This is a genomic window from Nocardiopsis sp. CNS-639, assembly GCF_000381685.1.
GTDB lineage: Bacteria > Actinomycetota > Actinomycetes > Streptosporangiales > Streptosporangiaceae > Nocardiopsis > Nocardiopsis dassonvillei.
This window is the reverse complement of sequence record NZ_KB906860.1, coordinates 38571-56635: the sequence shown is the minus strand read 5'-3', so window position 1 is coordinate 56635 and position 18065 is coordinate 38571. Positions and strand designations below refer to the sequence as shown.

The 18065-nt window shown below is 74.4% G+C and carries 15 protein-coding genes; 10 read left to right on the top strand and 5 right to left on the bottom strand.

Translation table 11 applies throughout. The features are described 5' to 3' along the window. The first annotated feature begins 378 nt into the window (after nt 1–378). Entirely contained in the window at nt 379–765 is a 387-nt protein-coding gene (locus G011_RS0112905; protein ID WP_019608819.1) for a DUF4115 domain-containing protein, read from the top strand. Nucleotides 766–853: 88 nt separating this feature from the next. Here the strand turns inward: G011_RS0112905 and pyrE are convergent, their stop codons facing one another. Continuing rightward, nucleotides 854–1387 (bottom strand): orotate phosphoribosyltransferase, encoded by a 534-nt coding sequence (gene pyrE, locus G011_RS0112900; protein WP_013155624.1) that lies wholly within the window; start codon nt 1385–1387, stop codon nt 854–856. A 68-nt stretch (nt 1388–1455) separates the two neighbouring features. Between pyrE and cutA the strand changes: the two genes are divergently transcribed. The 3 genes from cutA (at nt 1456) to G011_RS0112885 (ending at nt 3197) form a co-directional block, all read left to right on the top strand. After that, nucleotides 1456–1797: a divalent-cation tolerance protein CutA gene (gene cutA, locus G011_RS0112895; protein ID WP_019608817.1), complete on the top strand. Its 342-nt coding sequence runs from the start codon at nt 1456–1458 to the stop codon at nt 1795–1797. Further along, nucleotides 1794–2387, top strand: coding sequence for a hypothetical protein (locus G011_RS0112890; protein ID WP_019608816.1), 594 nt, complete (start codon nt 1794–1796; stop codon nt 2385–2387). Before cutA ends, G011_RS0112890 begins: the two co-directional genes overlap by 4 nt. A gap of 153 nt (nt 2388–2540) precedes the next feature. Beyond that, entirely contained in the window at nt 2541–3197 is a 657-nt protein-coding gene (locus G011_RS0112885; protein WP_019608815.1) for a GNAT family N-acetyltransferase, read from the top strand. Nucleotides 3198–3226: 29 nt separating this feature from the next. On the opposite strand, the gene G011_RS0112880 is transcribed toward G011_RS0112885, so the two are convergent. The 4 genes from G011_RS0112880 to G011_RS0112865 all read right to left on the bottom strand — a co-directional run bounded on the left by G011_RS0112880 (nt 3227) and on the right by G011_RS0112865 (nt 10544). Next, nucleotides 3227–3823 (bottom strand): hypothetical protein, encoded by a 597-nt coding sequence (locus G011_RS0112880; protein ID WP_019608814.1) that lies wholly within the window; start codon nt 3821–3823, stop codon nt 3227–3229. A 170-nt stretch (nt 3824–3993) separates the two neighbouring features. Continuing rightward, complete coding sequence (locus G011_RS0112875; protein WP_019608813.1) at nt 3994–4770, bottom strand: RDD family protein; 777 nt, start codon at nt 4768–4770, stop codon at nt 3994–3996. Nucleotides 4771–4961: 191 nt separating this feature from the next. After that, a complete protein-coding gene (locus G011_RS0112870) occupies nt 4962–8960 on the bottom strand; it encodes a type VII secretion protein EccC (protein WP_026338261.1) in 3999 nt (1332 codons plus the stop codon). Between the two features lie 150 nt (nt 8961–9110). Continuing rightward, nucleotides 9111–10544 carry a DUF6177 family protein gene (locus G011_RS0112865; RefSeq protein ID WP_019608811.1) on the bottom strand — a complete coding sequence of 478 codons (1434 nt, stop codon included), beginning with the start codon at nt 10542–10544 and terminating at the stop codon, nt 9111–9113. A gap of 848 nt (nt 10545–11392) precedes the next feature. On the opposite strand from G011_RS0112865, the gene G011_RS0112860 reads away from it, so the two are divergent. From G011_RS0112860 to G011_RS0112835, 6 genes are all read left to right on the top strand, one after another. Beyond that, the gene (locus G011_RS0112860; protein ID WP_013155613.1) at nt 11393–11722 is read left to right on the top strand and encodes a hypothetical protein; all 330 of its coding nucleotides are present in this window, start codon (nt 11393–11395) and stop codon (nt 11720–11722) included. 28 nt (nt 11723–11750) lie between these two features. Then, nucleotides 11751–12047: a pore-forming ESAT-6 family protein gene (locus G011_RS0112855; RefSeq protein ID WP_013155612.1), complete on the top strand. Its 297-nt coding sequence runs from the start codon at nt 11751–11753 to the stop codon at nt 12045–12047. A 47-nt stretch (nt 12048–12094) separates the two neighbouring features. Continuing rightward, complete coding sequence (locus G011_RS0112850) at nt 12095–13072, top strand: TNT domain-containing protein (protein ID WP_019608810.1); 978 nt, start codon at nt 12095–12097, stop codon at nt 13070–13072. Between the two features lie 124 nt (nt 13073–13196). Beyond that, nucleotides 13197–14522 (top strand): type VII secretion integral membrane protein EccD, encoded by a 1326-nt coding sequence (gene eccD / locus G011_RS0112845; RefSeq protein WP_026338260.1) that lies wholly within the window; start codon nt 13197–13199, stop codon nt 14520–14522. An 11-nt stretch (nt 14523–14533) separates the two neighbouring features. Next, nucleotides 14534–15472 carry a hypothetical protein gene (locus G011_RS0112840; RefSeq protein WP_019608808.1) on the top strand — a complete coding sequence of 313 codons (939 nt, stop codon included), beginning with the start codon at nt 14534–14536 and terminating at the stop codon, nt 15470–15472. A 1538-nt stretch (nt 15473–17010) separates the two neighbouring features. Then, nucleotides 17011–18048 (top strand): hypothetical protein, encoded by a 1038-nt coding sequence (locus tag G011_RS0112835; RefSeq protein WP_026338259.1) that lies wholly within the window; start codon nt 17011–17013, stop codon nt 18046–18048. The last annotated feature ends 17 nt before the right edge of the window (nt 18049–18065 follow it).

The window sequence follows — 18065 nt, the reverse complement described above, 5'->3', positions numbered from 1 at the left end:
CGAGCGGCCGCCGGTATCACGCCGACGGCACCCCACGTGCGTTGCCCCGGTGGAGACGGACGTCGGGGGGCGGCGGCCCTCGGGCCGTGCGTCCGTGTGTGTCCACCAGGTGTCACCCAAGTATCCCGAATACCCGGAGCCCTTGAAAAGGTCTAGACCAAATTGCCCGAGGTTGTCGGTGTAGCCGCAGCTGGCGGGGGTCGGCGCCCGGGCTCCGCGCACCCGGGACGACGGAGAGTGACCCCTTCATCCCCCTTGTGACGGAATTGTGGGGGACGGGGGTCTTCCATGCGGCTGCTGTCGCTTTTTGCCGTGATACGCGCTACATTCAACGCCGTGGGAAGGCATAGGAATGATCCTCGCGGCGTTGGCCAGGTGATGGCCATCGTCGGAGCCGTCGTGCTCCTGGTGACGCTCCTGGCCCTGGGCGGTTTCTTCCTGTACCGCTCCCTCCCCGGCACCAGCGTGAGCGCCACCGCCTCGGAGACGGCGGGCGAGAGCACGGAGCCGAGCAACATGGGAGTCCTGTACGTCCGCGTCGTCGGCGAGTCCAGCGACGTCTTCGTCCGCATCCCCGGCGGCGACGTGCTGATGGACCAGAACATGAGCCAGGGCCAGTCGGTCAACTACGCGACCGCCGCCGAGGGCCTGGAGGTCACCATCGGCGACCCCGCCGCCGTCGAGGTCTTCGTCAACGGCGACGAGCGCGACATCTCCGACCGCGAACCCGGCTTCAGCTTCACGATCGACCCGCAGGACGGCTGAGGCCGCCCGGGACACCGATCCCAGCGGCGCCCCCGCCTCCCGGGCACGGGCCGCCGGAACGCCCCGCGGCGCCCCGTGGCCGCGCGTGCTAGACGTCCAGGTCGGAGACCCCGTACACCGCCCGGTACTCCAGACCCTCCTCGGTGACCCGCTCGCGCGCGCCCCGGTCCAGGATCAGCGCGACCGCCACCACCTCGGCGCCCGCCTCGCGCAGCGCCTCCACGGCCGTCAGCACGGAGCCGCCGGTGGTGGAGGTGTCCTCCAGGGCGAGCACGCGCCGCCCGCGCACGTCGGCCCCCTCGATCCGCTTCTGGAGACCGTGCGCCTTGCCCGCCTTGCGCACCACGAAGGCGTCCAGCGTGCGCCCGCGCGCGTGCGCGGCGTGCAGCATGGCGGTGGCCACCGGGTCCGCGCCCAGCGTCAGGCCGCCGACCGCGTCGAACTCCAGGTCCGCGACGTTGTCCAACATGACCGAGCCGACCAGCGGCGCGGCCTTCCCGTCCAGGGTCACCCGGCGCAGATCGACGTAGTAGTCGGCCTCCATGCCCGAGGACAGGGTCACCTTGCCGCGCACGACCGCCTTATCGTTGATCTGACGCAGGAGTTCATCACGTTCGCTCATGATCAGTGAGCCTAGAACACCGGACGGGACGCGGGCGCACCGCGTCACCCCCGGTGGGAGGGACGGCCATGCCGCAGTCCGGGGACACGGTCCGGGTGGAGACCACCGTCGACAGCAGGGACGGCGCCGAACGGCTGGCGCGGTCGGTGGTCGAGCACAGGCTGGCGGCCTGTGCGCAGGTGAGCGGGCCCATCACCAGCTTCTACCGCTGGGAGGGCCGGGTCCAGGCCGACGAGGAGTGGATGGTGGTGGTCAAGACCGCCGCCGACCGGCTGGACGAGCTCACCGCGCACATCGGCGAGGTCCACCCCTACGACGTTCCCGAGGTCGTCGCCGTGCCCGTCACCGGCGGCAACCCCGCCTACCTGGAGTGGGTGCGCGACGAGACCCGGGGAGGCACCTCCGCGTGATCGCCGTCCTGCTCCCCCCGACCCTCGGCGAACCCACGCGGCTGCCCGGCCTGGCCGACCGCCTGGCCGGGTACGGCATCACCGCCGTCCGCCCCGAGGTGGGCGGCGACGAGCACCCGCCGCACGCGGCCCGCTACGTCGCCCGCGCCAGCCTGGAGGTCAACCGCCTGGTCGCGCCCGACGCGCCGACCGCGCTCGTCGCCGAGGGCGGCGCCGGACCGCTGCTGGGCGCCGTGGGCGCGGCCCAGCGGGCGGCGCACCGGCCGGTGTTCGGCTACGTGCTGGTGGACGCGTTCCTGCCCCAGCCGGGCAGCCCCACCCGCGCGGACGTCGCGAGGACGCAGAGCCCCGAGGGCGCGGTCCCGGACACGGTGCTCCCTCCCGGAGAGCCCGCCGGTTACCGGACCGAGCCGCTGCCGACGGTCTCCGACTGGCCGGACGCGCCGTGCGGCTACCTGCTCACCGATCCGGGCCTGCGCCACGCGGCCCGCCTGGCGCGGCTGCGCGGTTGGAGCGTGCGCGAGGCGGCCCCGGAGGAGGCGTCCGAGGCCCTGGCAGCGCTGCTGGTGGAGCTGCGCGGCGGCTCCTGAGGCGCCGCGTCGCCCGGATCGGCGCTTCGGCCCCCGGGGCGGCAGGTGCCTCCCGGGCCGCGCCATGAACAGGGCGTACGGTGGCGGGCCGGGCACGGCGCGGCGGTGGGAAAACCGGGTGACACCGTAGGGCGGGCTGCGGAGAATCGGCGCATGATCACCGACCACTTCCCGCCTCTGGGCCTGCGGCTGACCACACCCCGCCTCGAACTGCGGCTCCCGTCCTTCGACGACCTCGGCCAGCTGGCCGAGGTCGCGGTGGAGGGCGTCCACGACCCGGACACCATGCCCTTCGTCGTACCGTGGACCGACCAGCCGCCGGACGAGCTCGCCCTCGGGGTGATACAGCACAACCTGGGGACCCTCGCCTCGTGGAAGCCGCAGGACTGGGGGCTCAACCTCGTCGTGGTCCACGAGGGCGCCGTGGTGGGCATCCAGGACATGCGGGCGCGCGACTTCGCGGTCACGCGCCAGGTCGGCACCGGATCGTGGCTGGGAAGGGCCCACCAGGGCAGGGGGATCGGCACCGAGATGCGCGCCGCCGTGCTGCACCTGGCCTTCGAGGGGCTGGGCGCCGTGGCGGCGGTGTCGTCGGTGTTCGAGGGCAACACCGCCTCGGAGCGGGTCTGCGAGCGACTGGGGTACCGCGGGAACGGGTTCGACCTGATCGAGGTCAGGGGTGAGCGGGTGGTGAAGAACCACTACCGGCTGACCAGGCGGGACTGGGCGGAGCACCGCACGGTCCCGGTCACCGTGACGGGCCTGGAGCCGTGTCTGCCGTTCTTCGGGCTGGACGGGTCCGAGGCCTAGCACCGGGCGCGGGGACGTCGGCCCCGCGTCTACGGCGAGGGCGTCGGCGTGGTGTCGGCGGCGGCCGGGCCGGACCCGCGCGCGGTCACGAGGGGGACCAGCAGGCCGACCAGGAGGCCGGTCAGCATGCCCAGCCCGGTGACCACGCCGCTGACGAGGGGCACCCAGCAGGGGTGCCCGGTGAGGGCCATCGCCAGTCCCGCGGCGCCGAGCACCGACATGTAGACGGCGACGGCCAGGAGCGAGCGGGTACGCCAGTGCCGGGCCAGCGGGAGGAAGTGCAGACCGACGGCGAGGGCGATCCAGGCGACGTTGGCCTGCACGGGCGCGTCCAGGGCGCGCAGCACCTGGATGCCGCCGAAGAGCAGGACCGCCTCCAGCAGCACGACCACGCCGTAGAAGGCGTCGAACCGCATCCGCGGCCCCTCGGGGCCGGGCTCGGACTCCGCGGCGGGACCGGACCCGCGGCCCGTGACCACCGCCAGCACGACCACCCCGACGAACGCCGCGACCGCGAACACCCGCAGCACGAAGGCGAGGGTGGGGTCGAGCGGCGGCCCGGAGTTGGCCAGGACGAAGGCGAGGCCGAAACCCGCGCCGATGAGGGATCCCACGAACCGCGTCATCGGGCGAAGGTACCAGCGGGCGAGTCCGGGCCCAAGGGTGTTTTCGGGCCGTGCTTCCCGCTGCTCCTTCCCGGAGCCGCGGCACCACGCAGCGCGCTCGTGCGGCGGGGTACGCCGCGGCCCGGTCCTGCTCCGGCCCTCACATGAGCGTGCGGCCCGGAGCGGAACCGCTACCGGCGGACCTGGACGACCACCGTGCCCGCCGCCTTGTCGTGGAGGCACTTGCGGGTCCTCTTGTCACGCAGGGGCCACAGGACGTTGGTGATCGACCACGGCAGGAGCCAGTTGACCAGGTTGGTGTGCCCGGGCGCGTAGAGCAGCGCACGCACGAACGCGCGACCGGCCCCGACCCTTCCGCTGCCGTCGGAACGCACCACCCACAGGCCCAGAAGCATCTTGCCGACTGACCGCCCCCACAGGCGGACCTGGAGCCACTCCAACACGATGGGCAACAGGAAGAAGTTGAAGATGTAGACCACCATGAAAGCGGTCTCGCCGGGGCCGCCGTCGATCTCGCCGCCGCCTATGGCTGTGCTGACGAGGGTGCCCAGCAGCATCATGGCGAACCAGAGGAAACCGAAGACGACCGTGTCGAGAAGCCGGGCCAGGAAGCGCACACCCATCTCGGCGCGGCCGATCTCGGGGTTGTGCGGGCTCCAGTGCCCCGGGTCGGTGAGCGCTGGCGGAAGCCAGTTCTGCGGCGGCGGGTAGTAGCCCTGATGGCCGTACGCGTAAGGGGTCTGGTGGGGCGGGGGGTACACGGAGAGCTGCGGCGGCGCCGCATACGCGGGCGCGGGCGGGGCCTGGTACCCGGACGGCGCGGGGTGGGCGGGCGCCTGCCCACCGGACGGGGCGTAGGGGGCCTGGTGGGCGGGCTGGACTTCGTACCCCGCGTACGGGGAACCGTGCTCCGGCTGTCCACCGGCGGGCTGATGCGGGGGCTGCATGGCTCTCCTGCCGAACGTCGTCAGGTGCTTTCGGTGGGTGATGGTGTCGGGGTGCCACGGAGCGCGGGACCGTGGCGCGTGTCCCGTCCGGTTCCGCGGACACGGATGCGATTCGGGCGAACACCGGCTGTCCGCGATCCCCCGAAGCGCACCCGTACTCTACTCCCGTCCCCCGACAGCGGCCGGTGCCGTCACGGCCGCTCCTCGTACGGCTCGCGCAGCGCGGTCTGCACCAGCCGCGACGAACCGCCGCGGGTCACCCACTTGCCGCGCCCGGGGGGCTGGCCGGCCGCGTAGACCCGGGGCAGGATCTGGCCCTCGCTCCGGTCGCCGGACATCACCAGGGCGCTCGTGCCGATCTCGCGCATGGCCTGCACCAGCGGGTCGTACATCCCGCGCCCCGCACCGGCCACCCGGCGCGCCACCACGAAGTGCAGGCCGATGTCGCGGCCGTTGGGCACGAACGGGACGAACGGCGCCAGCGGCTTCTGGCCCGCCGTGGTGAGCACGTCGTAGTCGTCGGCGAGCACCACGATGCGCGGGCCCTTGAACGAGCCCGGTTCCAGGGAGTCCACGTCCCCGTCCTCGGGCAGGCGGCCCTCGACCTCCTTGGCCACGCCGCCCGCCAGCCCCGCGCACACGCGGGGGTTGCTCGCGTACCCGCCCATGTACTCCTCGGGCACCACGCCCCGCAGGGTCCGGCGCGGGTCCATCACCGCGAACACCACCTCGTCGGAGGAGTAGCGCGCCACGAGGCCCTCGGCGACCAGCCGCAGCAGGTTGGTCTTGCCGCACTCCCCGTCGCCCATGACGAGCAGGTTCTGGTCCCGGTCGAACAGGTCGAGCAGCACCGGTTCCAGGGCGCGCTCGTCCACGCCGATCGGCACCGCCTTGGGCTCGGACTCCGCCGTGGGCAGGGTCCGGGCGGACAGCCGGTGCGGCAGGATCCGCACCTGGGGCGCACGCGTGCCCCGCCAGGCCCGGTCCACCGCGCGCACGGCCTTCTCCACGACCTCGCCCAGGTTGTCGTTGTCGGCCACCCCGTCGAACCGGGGCAGCGCCGCCTGGCCGAACAGCTCGCCGTCGGTCAGCACCCGACCGGGGGTCCTGGCGCTGATCGTCTCCGAGAGCTTGCGGTCGATCGTGGAGTCCGAGGCGTCGTTGAGGTGCAGCTCCACCTTCTGCCCGAAGTTGGACTGGGCGGCGATGCGCACGTCGTTCCAGCGCAGCATCCCGGCCACCACGTGGACGCCGAACCCGCCGCCGCGCTGGAGCAGTTCGGTCACGATCGGGTCGATGTCCTCGAAGTCCTTGCGCAGCGCGCCGAAACCGTCCACGACGAACACCACGTCGGCGCTGGCCAGCTCGGGGACCTCGCCGCGCGCGTGCATCCGGCGCAGCTGGGCGACCGAGTCGATCCCGCGCTCGCGGAACACCGTCTGGCGGTGTTCGAGCATGCCCTGGACCTCCTCCACCGTGCGGCGCACCCGCTCGGCGTCGGTGCGCACCGCAACGCCGCCCACGTGCGGCAGCGCCGCCAGGGACTGCATGCCGCCGCCCATGAGGTCCAGGCAGTACACGGCCGCCTGTGCGGGGGTGTGCGTGAGCGCCAGCGACAGCACCAGCGTGCGCAGCAGGGTGGTCTTGCCGCTCTGCGGGCCGCCGATGATCGCGGCGTGGCCGCCGGACGCGGTCAGGTCGAGCTTCCACACGCCCTGCCACTGCTTGGTGGCGTCGTCCAGCAGGCCGAGCGGCACGCGCATCGCCTCGTGCTCACCGGGCAGCCGCAGCCCGCGGTCGCTCTCCTCCGGCTCGCCCGCCACCGCGTCCAGCGTGGTCGCGGACGGCAGGGGCGGCAGCCAGATCTCCCGGGTCCGCTCGCCGTGCCTGCCGAACTGGCCGACCATCACGTCCAGCAGGGTCGGGCCCACCGTGCGGGAGGGCATGGGCACGTCCTCGCCGGATGACCCGGAGGCCGCGGCCTCCACAGGCTCGGCGCCGGCGTTGTAGGCGGTGTAGCGGCGCACCGACGGGGTGCCCTCGGTGGGCTCCTCCTCCGCCACCGGGCCGCGGTAGGCGCCGGAGACGTACCCCGCCTTGAAGCGCTGGTAGACGCTGGTGTCCACCTTCAGGTAGCCGAACCCGGGCAGGGAGGGCAGGTGGAAGGCGTCGGGGGTGTTGAGGACGGTGCGGCTCTCCTCCTCGGAGAAGGTGCGCAGGCCCAGCCGGTAGGACAGGTAGGTGTCCAGGCCGCGCAGCTTGCCGCCCTCGATGCGCTGGCTGGACAGCAGCAGGTGCACGCCGATGCTGCGCCCGATGCGGCCGATGGACAGGAACAGCTCGATGAAGTCGGGGCGTGCGGTGAGCAGCTCGCCGAACTCGTCGATGATCACCAGCAGGTGCGGCAGCGGCGGCAGGCTCGGGTCGTGCTCGCGCTTGTAGGTGTAGTCGCCGATGTTGGACACGTTCCCGGCGTCGCGCAGCACCTGCTGGCGGCGCTGCACCTCGCCGGACAGGCTCGCGTACACGCGCTCGATCAGCGCGGCGTCGTCCTCCAGGTTGGTGATCACCCCGGCCACGTGCGGCATGTCCTCGAACGGGGCGAACGTGGCACCGCCCTTGTAGTCGACCAGGACCATGCTCACCCGCTCGGGCGGGTGCGAGGCGGCCAGCGCCAGCACGAGGGTGCGCAGCATCTCGCTCTTGCCCGAACCGGTGGCGCCCACGCACAGGCCGTGCGGTCCCATGCCCAGCTGCGCGGACTCCTTCAGGTCCAGCACCACGGGCTGGCCCATGTCGTCCACACCGATGGGCACGCGCAGGAACGCCCGCTCGCTGCGCGGCGCCCACAGGCGCGGCACGTCCATGGAACCGGGGTCCTGGACGCCCATCATCGCGGGGAAGTCGACGCTGCCGCCCTCCTGTGCCGTCTCCTCGATCGACTCCGGGGACAGGCGCAGCGGGGCCAGCATGCGGGCCAGGCCGGTGAGGGTGGCGTCGGAGACGTCGTCCACGGTGCCGGTGGTGACCACGGGGTCGGCGCCGCGCAGCTCCTCGACGCGGACCTGGTCGCCGGTGACCGTGACGCGCACGTTCACGTCGCCGGGCTCGTCGATCTGGCGGGACACCAGGTGCAGCACGGTCACGCCCAGGTCGACGGGGTCCACGGCGTGGTCGGGCCGGACCAGCTCGGCGGCCACGTCGCCGTGGGTGTCGTGGACGACCAGGAGCCTGCGCAGCATCCGGTACGCCTCGCGCTTGCCCATGCCCCGGCGGACCTCGGAGGCGAAGTCGGTGCGCGAGCGCAGCTCGTCGGCGAGCAGGCCGCCCAGCTTGACCGGGTCGGGGGCGATCAGGCGGACGGCGGCGCCGCCCTCGCGGCGCTGCGGGTCCAGGACCTGGGGCAGCCACGGCAGCCAGGACCAGTCCTCGGCCCTGTCCGCGGGGTAGGACACCGCCAACCCGGCGTCCTCGGGGGCGTGGAAGGCGCCGAACTGGGCGGCGAGGGCGCGCACCACGCGCATCACGTCCTCGCGCTCGCCGATCACGCTGACGTTCCCGGCCATGTCCAGGGGCAGGGTCAGCGGCATCTCGGGGACCGAGGCGAACCGCCGGATGGCGGCCTGCGCCTCGGAGAGCATGAACGGGTCGGTGGGCATGAGGGCGGTGCCCTGCTCGGCGAGCCGCAGGGGGCGGCCCTCGGTCAGGCCGGTGCCCACCCGCACCCGCAGGAAGTCGCGGTGCCTGCGGCGGCGCTCCCAGAGCCGGGTGGGGTCGCGGATGACGTCGTACAGGGCCTCGGGCGGCGGGTCGAGCAGCCGGGCGTGGGCGCGGGTGCCCTGCTCCCAGGCGGTGAGCTCCTCGCGCAGTTCCTCCAGGTACTGCAGGTACAGCTCGCGCTGGTTGCGGCGCTGCCGGGCGACCTGGCCGCGACGGGAGAAGAGCATGACCACGGCGGCGAGGAGGGCCACCACGAGGAGGACGCCGCCCAGCGCGATGAAGGCCGGGTTGCGCATGACCATCATGATGGTCATCGACGCCAGCATGCCGACCATCGGCAGGATGGTCATCAGCGGGTTGCCCTGGGCGTTGCCGTCGGGCAGGGTCGGCGGGGCCTCCACCTCGTGCGGTTCCTGCACCGGAGTGGGATGGACGGTTCGTGTCGGCCGGTGCACGACGCGAAGGCTCATCGGCTTTCCTCTCGGCGCAGGGATGGGAAGACGAGGGCGCGGGGGCTGCGCGGGGGCGGAAAAATCCTATCGAAGACGGTGTCGGAGGGGCTTTTCGCGTACGGGCGGCTCCGGTCGGCGCCCGGCCGCGTGCCCGGCCGCGGCCGCAGGTCAGCCCGCGCGGACCCCGTCGGGGTGCAGGTGGTCCATGAGCTCGCGGAAGCGCTGCCAGCCGTCCGGCTCGGTGCCGTCCCCGACCCGGTACCAGACCGAGGGCGTGAGCGGCGGGCCGAACGGCACCCCGCGCACCGGAGCGGACAGCGCCCGGTCGGTGCCGATCGAGGAGACGCCCTCCACCCCCACGGCCAGGCCGACCGGCAGGGGGAGGCCGCACCAGCGGGGCTCGTGGGTCAGGTCCGGCCGCCCGGCCGCGCGCCGCACCGTCATGGTCCGCAGCACATCGCGTTCGGTGAGTGTACGGACCACCGACGACAACGCGTCTAGGTCGTGCTCCTCGCCGGCGGGCCGGGCCACCGCGAACGAGACGCTCTCACGCACCCCGTGCGCGGTGCGCATCACCCGCTGGGTGCCGCAGAAGGGGAGCACGCCCTCCTCGCGCACGCCCTCGGGAGGGCCGGTGAACACGAACCAGGTCTGCCCGGGCGCGCGTTCGCGGCACAGCCGGGTCAGCGCCGCCCGGTTCCACTCCTGGGGGAGGGGTTCGCTGGTGCCCCAGAGCGCGGGGGCGCGGCCGCCCAGGCGCTCGGCGAGCAGTTCGGCGGCCTCGCCCAGGACCAGGCCGTTGTCGGCGGGGTGCTCCGCCTTCAGTTCGACGAGCAGGTGGGAGCCGGTCCCCTCCACGTCCCCGGCCCGGGCGCGGAACGCCTCGTGCGGCCCGTCCTCGGCCCGGGCGCTCCGGTCCAGGACGAAGGCCTCCCGTTCGTCCCAGACCAGGGGCACCCCGGAGAACCCGTCGTAGTAGGCGCCGTCGGGGGCCTGGACCACCCAGCGGGCGGTGGGGCCGGCCAGCACCGAGTGCAGTGCGTGGGTGAGGCGGCTGGTGGAGGGGGTGACGACCTGGAGGCGCAGGCCCTCGCGCCCGTGGGCGGCGACGGTGTCCACGAGCCAGGGGGACATGGGGACCAGGGGGCGGTCCTGCACCACGACCACGGCCCTGTCGGTGCGGGCGGTGACGGCGGGGTGGTCGGTGGAGCCGTCCAGGAAGGCGTCGCCGCGGGAGGGCCGCGGCTCGGGCTCCCACACGACGCCGCCGAGCCGGTCCGCGAGGTCGCGGACGAAGCGGCCGACGGCCCCGGCGGTGTCGGTGTCCGCGAGTTCGGCGCCGCGCGCCTCCACCCAGTAGGGCTGGGCGGGCAGGTCGTCCACCATGCCGGCGGACAGGAGCCGTTCGGCCTCGGCGGACAGGGCCAGGCGCTGGGCCGCCTGCACGGCGGCGACCAGGCGGCCCCCGGCGTCGAGCAGTTCGACCACGGCGCCGTCGGCCGCGAACCGCACCCGGAGGTCGGGCCCGGCGGCGACCAGGGCCTTGGTCAGGGCGCGCCGGTCGGGAGGGCTGGCCAGAAGGGCGACCGCGTCGTGGCTCAAGGGATCTCCTCAACACTCCGGGGGAGGGCGGTACTCGGAGGGTGGGATCCCGGGGGCGTCCGCGAGGTTCGCCCCCGGGCACCGTTTTCCCGGGCGGGCGGGCGACCCCGCTGAGCGGAGCGCCGTGGCACGGGAACCCGCTCCTTCCCGGGCGGGTGGCTCCGGCCGGCACCGGAGGGGCACCCTGGTCCGGGGCAGTCCCTCACGGGCTCCGAGCGGACCCGGCCAACCTCCCTCCGCGGCCTTCTCGACAGGCCGTGGACGAACGTCTCGCAGGCCGGGGTGGAGGGTGGGCTCAGCCACGTGCTCCCGGATCCGGCAGGGGACGGGGCCGCGCGCGTCCGGGGGGACGGTGCGCGGTCCCGGCGGACCGGGCAGGGGCGGTGGCGCACCGGTGTGCGGATGACGGGTAGGGGGCGTGGGGGCCGGGCGGCGCCGGGGTTCGCGCGGAGGGGACGGGTCGGGGCGGTGCCGTGCGCCCGGGGCCAGGCGGAGGGGCTCCGGCCGGTGCCGGTACCGCGTTCGGATTGGCCGGATACGGCCACGCGCCGACGGCGGGAAGGGGAGCGGCCGCGTCCGGGCACCCGCCCCGGAGGCCCCGGCGGGTGAGCGGGCCCGGCCGGTCCGCCGGAGGGGTCCGCGCCGTTCACCGGCCGTCGTCCACAGGCGCGGATCATCCCTGTGCCTACGTCAGAGGCCACTTGTATGATGCAGATCCTCCCCTATGGGGGGATCCAGTCCGTTGCCCGGTCGCGGATCTTCTTCCGAACCGCGGGCACTCCGCGTGCGTCCTCCCCCACGGGAGGCGAACAGCCTCGCGAGGACCCCCGAGGAAAGCAGGTGAAAAGTTGTCACGTTGGCAGATCGGCGACAGCACCCTGACCACCCTGTCCCAGAGCACCGGCACCACCGGTGACGAGCTGAGCAGCCTCATCCAGCAACTCGTCCAGGCCGCCGAGCCCCTGTCCGGCAAGTTCGACGGTGCGGGCAAGGCCGCGTTCGACTCCTTCAAGCTCAGGGCCGACGGCATCACCGCGGACCTGCGCGCGGGCCTCGGCTCCATCCAGGAGGGCCAGACCGGCATGAACACCGCGTTCGTCACCGGTGACCAGACCATGGCCGACGACGCGAACCAGAGCATGGGCTCGGCCAACTTCGACGCCGCCAAGTTCCGCTGACCCCCCGACCCCCCGGTAAGGAGCATCCATGAGCAACAACGCCTACGACCTCGGTGCCTCCCAGGAGGTCCAGGGCAACATCCAGTCGATCACCAACCGCCTCGAGACCCTGATCGGCGAGCACGACACCGACGTCAGCCAGGCCATGGCCGAGTTCGAGGCCACCGGCGTGTCCGAGGAGTACAGCGCCAAGGAGCTCAAGTGGCACAACGCCGGTAACGAGGTCCGCGAGATCATCCGGCTCGTGCGCGAGACGCTGTCCACCAACGACTCCACCGCCCAGGAGACCCTCAGCCGCGCCAACAGCGCGGTCATGAACATCTGACCGCATCCGAGGTACGGGACACGCACGAGAGGCAGTGAGGAGCACGGTTGGCACGCGACTACGACAGTCAGCTGCTGGAGTCCGTCGCCGTGCGCCGACAGCGCCTGCGCGAGGCGGTGCTCTTCGGCGGCCAGCGCACCAGGCGCCGCCTGGACGAGAACTTCGGCAAGGTGGCGATCAGCGCCTGCCTCGCCGCGGTCATCTGCGGCGGCACCGTCGGCTGGTCCTTCGTCAGCAACCAGCTCAGCACCCAGCGGGTGGAGCAGGAACAGCAGGCGTCGGGACCGGCCAACAACGCCGTCCCGCCCATTCCGGGCGACTGGGTCGGCGCGCAGGTCACGCTCGACGACCTGCGCGGGGAGCTGGACGCCGCCGGGGTCCCCGAGAGCCTGTACGTGCTCCCGGGCGACCCCCGTCCCGAGCCCGGAACCCTCGACAGTTACTACCTGCTCAGCCAGGACGCGGAGGGCTACCTGTCCGCCGCCGTCATGGACTTCGACCAGGGCCGCCCCGGACCCGAGTTCACCACCGAGGACGAGGCGGCCCGCTGGCTCTACCAGGAACTGGCCACCACCGAGCCCGAACCGACCGTCCTCACCCAGGCCGAGGAGCGGCAGACCGCCGAGGCCACGGCGGAGCTGGTCACCACGGTGCGCGAGAGCCTTCAGGAGCGCAGCGGCGGCTCCTACCTGCACGGACTCGCGGTCGGCGACGTCGTGGACGCCTTCGGCCAGGAGAGCGGCCGCTACCTGTTCCCCGACGGGACCGCCTTCGGGGAGCGCGGTCTGCCCGACCACGCCCGCACCGGTCCCGAGGGCGAGGACCTCTACCACCGCTACCGGGTCATCCACCCCTTCCAGGTGAGCGCGACCAGCGCCCCCGCGAACGGGGGGCACCCCGGCGGCGGCGTCCGCTTCACCCTCGACACGGCCGGGTTCACCGAGGTACCCACCGTTCCGACGATCCGCTGGCTCATCGGCAACGGCTACCTGGAGCGCATCGCCGTCAGCGACGTGCCCGGCTAGGGGCGCCGACGCAAGCCTCCACACCGTCCGGCTGGAGGGCACGACCGAATTCCGGGGCCCGGACCCCGGACCCGAGAGCGGTGGCCAGGGCCACCGGTGACGCAGGAGCGAGGATGGGAAGGCAATGACCGCTTGGAGCCGCGTGACCCTCGTCGGCGAGGAGCGCAGGGTCGACGCCGTCCTGCCCGCGAGCGAACCCGTGGGCGCGCTCATGCCCGAGGTGCTCGACCTCCTCGGCGACCAGGTGGAGAACCCCGCCAAACTGCGGCACCTGGTGACCGCCTCCGGGATCGTCCTGGAGGGCGACACCACGCTCGCGGAACGGCAGATCACCGACGGCGCGGTGCTGCGGCTGGTCCGGGCGGAGGAACCGGTGCCCGCCCCGGTGGTGCACGAGGTCCCCGAGGCGGTCTCGATGGCCCTGGACGACCACCAGGGGCGCTGGAACCCGGTGGCGGCCCGCTGGACCGCCACCGTCTCCCTGGTCGCCCTCGCCGTGGGCGCGGCCTGGATCGTGCAGGGGTACTTCTCCGGCAACGGCGGCCTCGTCGGCCTGGCCGTGGTCGCCGCCGTGCTGGTGGCTGTGGGCGCGTCGATCGGCCCGACCTGGCGGGAGCCCCTGGGCACGGCCCTGGCGATCAGCGGCGCCGCGGTCGGCGGACTGGCCCTGTGGCTGGCCTGCGACCAGCTCGGCTGGCCCGAGTGGGCCCGCTGGGGCGGCGGCGCCGCCCTGGTCGCGGGACTGGTCCTGCTGCTCGGGCTCACGTCGGGCCTGGGCCGGGGCGGCCTGACCGGTGGCGGGGTCGGACTCGCCCTGGCGGTCGTGTGGTCGGTGGGCGCGGCGCTGGGTCTGCCCACCTACCAGATCGCCGTCATCATGGCGGTGGCCTGCGTGGTGCTGCTGAGCCTGCTGCTCCGCCTGGCGCTGATGTTCTCCGGACTGGCGGTCCTGGACGACCGGCGCAGTTCCGGGGACGCGGTGACCCGGAGCGACGTGCTCACCTCGGTGGCGGGAGCCCACCGGAGCCTGGTGATCGCCACGATCGCGGTGGCGGTGTCCGCGGCCACGGCGGGGATCGGCCTGGCCACCCACTTCGACTGGTGGACGGCGGGACTGTCGGTGGTGCTGGCCCTGGTGGTGGCCAGCCGGGCCCGGCTGTTCCCGCTGGTCGCGCAGAAGTCGGTGCTCATCGCCGCGAGCCTCGTGGTGCTGGTGGCCTTCCTCCTCTCCTGGGCCGAGGCCGTGCCCTGGGGGGTGTGGCCCGCGCTGGGGATCGCGGTCGCGGTGTCGGCCGTCCCCGCGGTCGTGCTGTCGATCGAGCAGCCCGAGCACGTGCGGGCGCGGCTGCGCGGTGTCACCAGCAGGTTCGAGGCGGTCGCCGTCGTCGTGCTGGTGCCCCTGGCGATCGGCGCGTTCGGCACCTTCCAGCGCCTCCTCACGACCTTCTGAGCGGGGGGACGATGAACGCCTCACAGACGCGGGCCCCGGGCGGGGCCTCCCCGGCCGGAGCCGCTTCGGCCGCCTCCGGGACGCGGCCGGTGCGCGGTGACGGCTGGGTGCGCCGCGTCGGCCGGGCAGCGCTGCGCCCGTTCCGGGCGGCGGACGAGGTGGCCGACACCATCGAGCTGGGGAGGCGGTTGCAGCGCCCCACCTCGACCGGGCGCCGGATCGTCGTGGACGACCTGGGGTCGGGCGCCGACGCGTCGGTGGTGGCCGCGCTGGTCGCCCGCTCGCTGGCGCACTTCCGCCACGACCGGGTTCTGGCCGTGGACGCCACCGGCCGGGCGCCGTCGCTGGCCGAGCGGCTGGGCCTGGACGAGCCCGGCGACCTGGACGGGGTGGACCCCACCGGTTTCGAGTCGGTGCGCGCCAGTCTCGGCGAGGCCAACGAGCGCCTGTGGACGGTGCGGGCCGCCCCGGACGGGGCCGGGGCCTACATGTCCGGGCTGCTGCCGATCTCGCGGTTCTTCGGGGTGACCCTCGTGGCCGGGGAGTCGGGCGGTGCGTTCGTGGAGGCCGTCGGCGGGTCCGCCCACGCACGGGTGCGCGTGGTCCGCGCGACCCGGGAGGCCGCGATCCGGGTCGGGCGCGAGCTGGACCTGCTGGTCGCGGACGGCAGACAGGACGAGGTACGGCGGACCGTGGTGGTCGTCTTCGACGAGCGGCGGCGTGAGGACCCGGGGTTCGACGTGGCCCGCACGACCGGGATCATCGCCGAGAGCGGTGCGGGCGTCATCGTCCTGCCGCACGACCGGCACCTGGCCCAGGGCACGGTCGTACGCCCCGGGTTCATCGGTGAGGCCACCCACCGGACCGTTCAGCTGGTGGCCGCCGAGGCGCTGGACCGTTCGGTGGACGGCGCCGGGCCGGTCCGGACCCGCGTCGAAGGAGGGGAGTAGCCGTGGAGCAGCGACCCGAACCGGAACGGGGGACCCCTCCCGGGGAGCAGGAGACCCGGGAGGAGCACGACGGCCGGGGGAACCCGGACGCGCCGCCGGACGCCGGGAACCCGACCGGCTGGCGACCGGGGGCTCCCGTGCACGGGGACCCCGACCGGGGAGGTCGGCGGCAGGCGCCGTGGGGGGAACCGGGACGGTACCCCGGGCCGGTGCACGGCCAGCCCGCGCCGTCCGGCGGCCACGACGCCGGGCAGTGGGGGAGCGACGCGGCGCCGAGCGGGCCGCAGTGGCCCGCCGCCGGTCAGGGCTTCCCGGGAGGGGGCGCCGTCCCGAGCGGATCGGAGTCCGCCGCCGGTCAGGAGGCCGCACGGTGGCCGGAACCGGGGCGGGGCGCGCCGTCCGGTGGCCAGCGACCCTTCCCGCACACGCCGTATCCGGGTCGGGGAACGGCGCACCCGTACGGCCAGCAGGGGGGCGCCAACGCGGCGCCGAGCGGTCCGCAGGCCTCTCCGGGTGGGCAGCACCCCCGTGGTCCGCAAGGCGCTCCCAGCGGGCCTCAGCGGCCCGCCGCTGGTCAGGGTTTTCCGGGTGGAGGTGCCGTGCCGAGTGGTCCGCAGGCCTCTCCGGGCGGGCAGCACCCCCGTGGTCCGCAAGGCGCTCCCAGCGGGCCTCAGCGGCCCGCCGCTGGTCAGGGTTTTCCGAGCGGCCCCCAGTACGCGTATGGCCAGCAGGGTGGGCCCAGCGGCCCCCAACCAGCCCCGTCCGGCGGCTGGTTCTCCGACGTGCCCGGACACGGCCAGGGCACCCCGCCCGGCGGTGCGCCGGGCTATCCGGGACAGGGAACGCTTCCTCCGACGCCCTACGCCGTCGAGCCGCCGAGGCCGTACGAGCCCACCGGCCCCAACGCGCCCTGGGCGGGCCACTCGGGTCCGCAACGGCCCCCCACCCCGCCCGGTGGAACGGCGACGCCGCGCACCTTCGCGCAGGACTCGGTAGCCGAGGCCTTCCTGTCGGGGACGCCCATGCCCGCACCGCCGACCCAGCAGCCTCCGGCGCCTCCCGAGCAACCCCAGCAGCCTCAGCGACCCCAGCAGTACGGGCCCGGTCCCGCACAGGACCCGCCGGAACAGCGGGCATCGTGGCCGCGGCCCCCGCAGTGGCCGCAGCCTCCGGAACAGCAGGCGCCATGGCAGCCGCAGCCGGACCCGGCCGTGCCCGTGGACCGGAGCGCGTCGGCCGCTCCCCCCGCCGCGCCACCGGCGCCTCCCGCGAACCCGTCGCCCGCCCCGCGGCCGGAGCCGCCGCGCGTCCAGGAGCCGCCCGGCGAGCGGGAGCGGTCGGGCAGCCGGAGACCGCCGGGCGGACAGGGAGCACAGCCGCACGAGGACACGCCTTCGGCCTCCCGGCCCCGCGATGAGGTCCCGCCCGCCCGCGCCTGGTTCGGTACGACCTCCGCCTCCGAGGCGTCGCGCCCGCCGGTACCCCCCGGCGCGACCCGCGAGCCCCGGCGGGTCGGTCCGCCGCGCCCGGCGGACCCCGTGACCGTCAACCCCGGAGGCGAGGAGGACTCACCGGACCCGGACGCGGAGGAGACGGACGTCTTCCTGGTCATGGGTGCCGACCGGCGCGCCCGCAAGATGCGGGAGGAGGGCCGGGAGACCCCGCGGACCGGGGAGGAACCGGACTCATCGGAGTCCTCAACGGCCTCGGAGACCTCACCCGCCCCAGCCGTCCCCGAGGCCGCACAGGAACACGGCTCCCCGCTGTACCAGGGCGTCTCCCTGTTCGCACCCGAGCCGGAGGCCGCGGAAGCCGGCGGCCCGGAGGAGACCGACCCCTCCCCTGAGGTCCCCGAACCCGTGCGTCCCGACACGGACACCGTGCGCGTCCAGGCTCCGCCGCCCGTGGAGGCGGACCAGGCCGACTCCTCCGACACCGGTGGAGCCGCCGCCTCCCACGGCGTTCCCGGCCCCGTCACGTCCGTGCCGGGCACGGGAGCGGCGGAGGCCCCTGCCGGGGACTCCGGGCCCACCGACCCCGCCCAGCCCACCGGCGCTCCCCCCGAGGCGGGTACCGCCGTCAGCGGACCCGCGCCGGGGGAGGCCGGTTCCGCGGCGGCCGCCGAGCGTTCCTCACCGGGCGCCGGGAAGGAGTCCGCTCCTCCCGGAGCCCGGGAGCCGGAGCAGGGCGGTCCCTACCCCGCCTACGGTGACCGGCCACTGGAGCCCACCGGGTTCGCGGACATTCCGGCCGCGCCCTACGCGGGTGTGGGGCAGCCGGAACCCGATCAGGGCGTCCCGCACACCGGGGACCGCCCGGACCCGCCGACCCCGTACGCCCCGACCCCGTACGCCCCGGCCGCGAACCACCCGCCCACGGAGGCTCCCGCGCAGGACCCCCCGGCACAGGCCCTTCCGGCACGGGGGATCGAGTCCTGGATCGACGCCGTGGGCGACGGGCGCACCCCGGTCCAGGGCGGATACGAGCAGAGGATCGCCGCGGTGAAGAGCGTCCCGGCCTCCCCCTGGCGCCGGGCCGTCTTCGCGGTGACCGGAGGACGCCTCAACCTGGGATGAGGCCGTGGTCGGGTGAG